Source organism: Methylophaga sp. UBA5088 (assembly GCF_002414625.1).
In the GTDB taxonomy this organism is placed as follows: Bacteria; Pseudomonadota; Gammaproteobacteria; order Nitrosococcales; family Methylophagaceae; genus Methylophaga; species Methylophaga marina.
The window spans coordinates 789-3,254 of sequence record NZ_DIAC01000024.1 but is presented as its reverse complement, the minus strand read 5'-3'; the positions used below and the strand labels follow the sequence as shown (position 1 = coordinate 3,254).

Sequence of the window (2,466 nt, the reverse complement as noted above, 5' to 3'; positions counted from 1 at the left end):
GAAGCACTGGCTGAGCAAACAGACAATGCCGAGTTAAAAGCGGTATTCACACCTGTCGCTCAAGCCATGGCTGAAAATGAAGCTGCCATTGTGAACGAATTGAATGAGGTACAGGGTAGATCGGTTGATATGGGCGGTTACTACCTGCCTGATGATGAGATGATGAATTCGATTATGCGTCCAAGTGCCACATTGAACGCCATTCTGTCCCAGCTTGTTTAAGCGTCATCATTTAATAAAAAAAGCCCCGAATGTCGGGGCTTTTTTGTTTTTATCGCATTCTCAGTAACGACTATGATAATAGTACCGGTCATGTTGGTATTTTCTATGTTGATGTTCAACCGCTTTTCGATACTTGCGATATTCTCGAGCCCTGTCTTGACGGTATTTGGACTCTAAACGTGCCATTTTTTGTTTGTGTTTCCAGTATTTTTTATCGTAGTGATCATTGTGATAACGGTGGTGATGATCATCACGATACCGGTTTGATGAGACCTTGCTGGTGGCAACTGACCCGACAGCGCCACCAATGGCAGCACCCAAGATAGCGCCGTTTTGACCTCCCATTTCGTGTCCTACTGCAGCACCGACTGCACCCCCAATACCTCCGCCCAAAGCGGCGTTAATCGTATTGTTATCTGCCATGGCTGCACCAGAAATCAGTGTTGATGACAGTAGTAAAGGTATTAATCGCTTCATATCTACCTCCTGATGTTTGGTATTCACTTAAGTAAAAAGTGAAAAAAGAAGCTAGGCACCGCGGCTATCTATTAACAGCATAGAAGACCGTGATGTCATGATGAGTTGTAACAATCAGGAGGTTAAGTCTTGGTTAAGTGAGCGAAACCTTAATCCACAATATTCTTTTGTAGCAGGTCGGTCACAATTTCAGGTACGAATGTCCGTTTAATGGTGATGGCGTAAAAGTGTTCGTAGACATTGGGTAACACTTGGTACTCAGACAAATTGCCACTGGATATTTCATCTTTGACGACAACCGGAGGCAGGGCAGTAATGGCGCCGGTATCACGTACTAATAGTCGTAACATCGCCATGTCATCGGCTTCGGCAATAATATCCGGCTCATACCCGAGCGTGGCACAGTAGGCATCAAAAGCCGAACGAATTTCAGTGATTTTGGTAGGCAGCACCCATTTCAGTTTTTCATAACCTTGTGGAAAGGTTTTTTTAGGGTTGTGTTTTGCCGGACCAATGATAGATACCGATTGTCTCGAGACCAACTGGCTTTGCCAGATGGCATCATCATTTTGTTGGCTGACAGAGCGATTGGTCAGCACCAGATCCAGTTCATGACTACTGAGGCCATTGAGTAGGTTGGTCATGCCTCGCGTGGTGAGTGTAAAGCTGACATTGGGCTCTTGAAGTAAGGGGCTAATAAAGCTCTCAGTAAAGTTTCTGGACAGGGTGGTCAGTACACCGATTTTGATGTGTTTTTGTGTCGCTGTACCGCCTTTACTGATAAAGGATTGTAACTCTTCACCTGTCGTAAAAATTTCATCTGCATAGGTCAGAATCTTTTTGCCCATATCCGTTAATAAAAGTTGTCTGCCTGCACGCTCGAATAATTTGACGTTCATCGTGGTTTCGAGTTGTTTGATTTGCTGTGATAATGCCGATTGTGAAACATGACATTCTTCAGCTGTCTTGGTGATACTGCCAGACAGGGCAACGCGCCAGAAATAATAAAGATGATGGTAGTTTATTTTTGCCATACTTAATTAAAACTTATTTATTTGTTAATAAATATCTATTTTATTTATGTTAAAGCATTTGCCATACTTTCACCATCTTAAGGAGGTATGTGTGTGAATTTTGAACTGACAGCCGTTTTCCCAGCGCTTATTCCATTAACCTTAGCCATTGCTAGTCTTTTATCCGGGGCAAGTCGACTCAGTGACAACACCCGTCAAAGCATTCTTAAATCTATTTCGGTGGCTGTTGTCATCTCCGCCATATTAATCACTGTTTGTCATATAGAAAAACCAGAAGACTCACACGCCTTACTGGCCATGAACAATGTCAATCTGATTGTGCTGTTGCTCGTGTGCTTTATGACTATTGTGCTGGTGAAGTTTTCTCAGCGTTATTTATCCGGTGAGACAAAAACACATCGTTACTGGCGTTGGCTATTTTTAAGTCTTACCTCTGTATCCATAGTGATTGTCAGTAATCATCTGTTGATTTTCTGGCTGGGCTGGGTGTCCATCAGTTTATGTTTCCATCGTTTATTATTATTTTATCCAGACAGACCTCGCGCTGTACTAGCCGCCCATAAAAAATTCATCTTAGCGAGAGTGTCTGAGCTCAGCTTACTCTCAGCATTTGTTCTTTTATATACACAACACGGTTCGTTTTACCTCAGTGAAATAAGCCAGTACTACCTGACATCGGCATCGGCTGCTGAGTTGGGTGTCGCAGAGACTGTAGCGGCTATCTTACTGGCCA

General features: G+C 43.3%; 4 protein-coding genes. 2 read left to right on the top strand and 2 right to left on the bottom strand.

What is annotated here, in order from left to right; all coding sequences use genetic code 11:
- The coding region (locus B4K20_RS02960; RefSeq protein WP_289281824.1) for an NADP-dependent isocitrate dehydrogenase at positions 1–222 on the top strand (222 nt) is incomplete at its 5' end.
- A gap of 60 nt (positions 223–282) precedes the next feature.
- On the opposite strand, the gene B4K20_RS02955 is transcribed toward B4K20_RS02960, so the two are convergent.
- Together B4K20_RS02955 and B4K20_RS02950 are read right to left on the bottom strand one after the other, a co-directional pair.
- The gene (locus B4K20_RS02955; RefSeq protein WP_289281823.1) at positions 283–699 is read right to left on the bottom strand and encodes a YMGG-like glycine zipper-containing protein; all 417 of its coding nucleotides are present in this window, start codon (positions 697–699) and stop codon (positions 283–285) included.
- A gap of 149 nt (positions 700–848) precedes the next feature.
- Positions 849–1,733, bottom strand: coding sequence for a LysR family transcriptional regulator (locus B4K20_RS02950; protein WP_289281822.1), 885 nt, complete (start codon positions 1,731–1,733; stop codon positions 849–851).
- A gap of 93 nt (positions 1,734–1,826) precedes the next feature.
- On the opposite strand from B4K20_RS02950, the gene B4K20_RS02945 reads away from it, so the two are divergent.
- The coding region (locus B4K20_RS02945) for a proton-conducting transporter membrane subunit (protein WP_289281821.1) at positions 1,827–2,466 on the top strand (640 nt) is incomplete at its 3' end.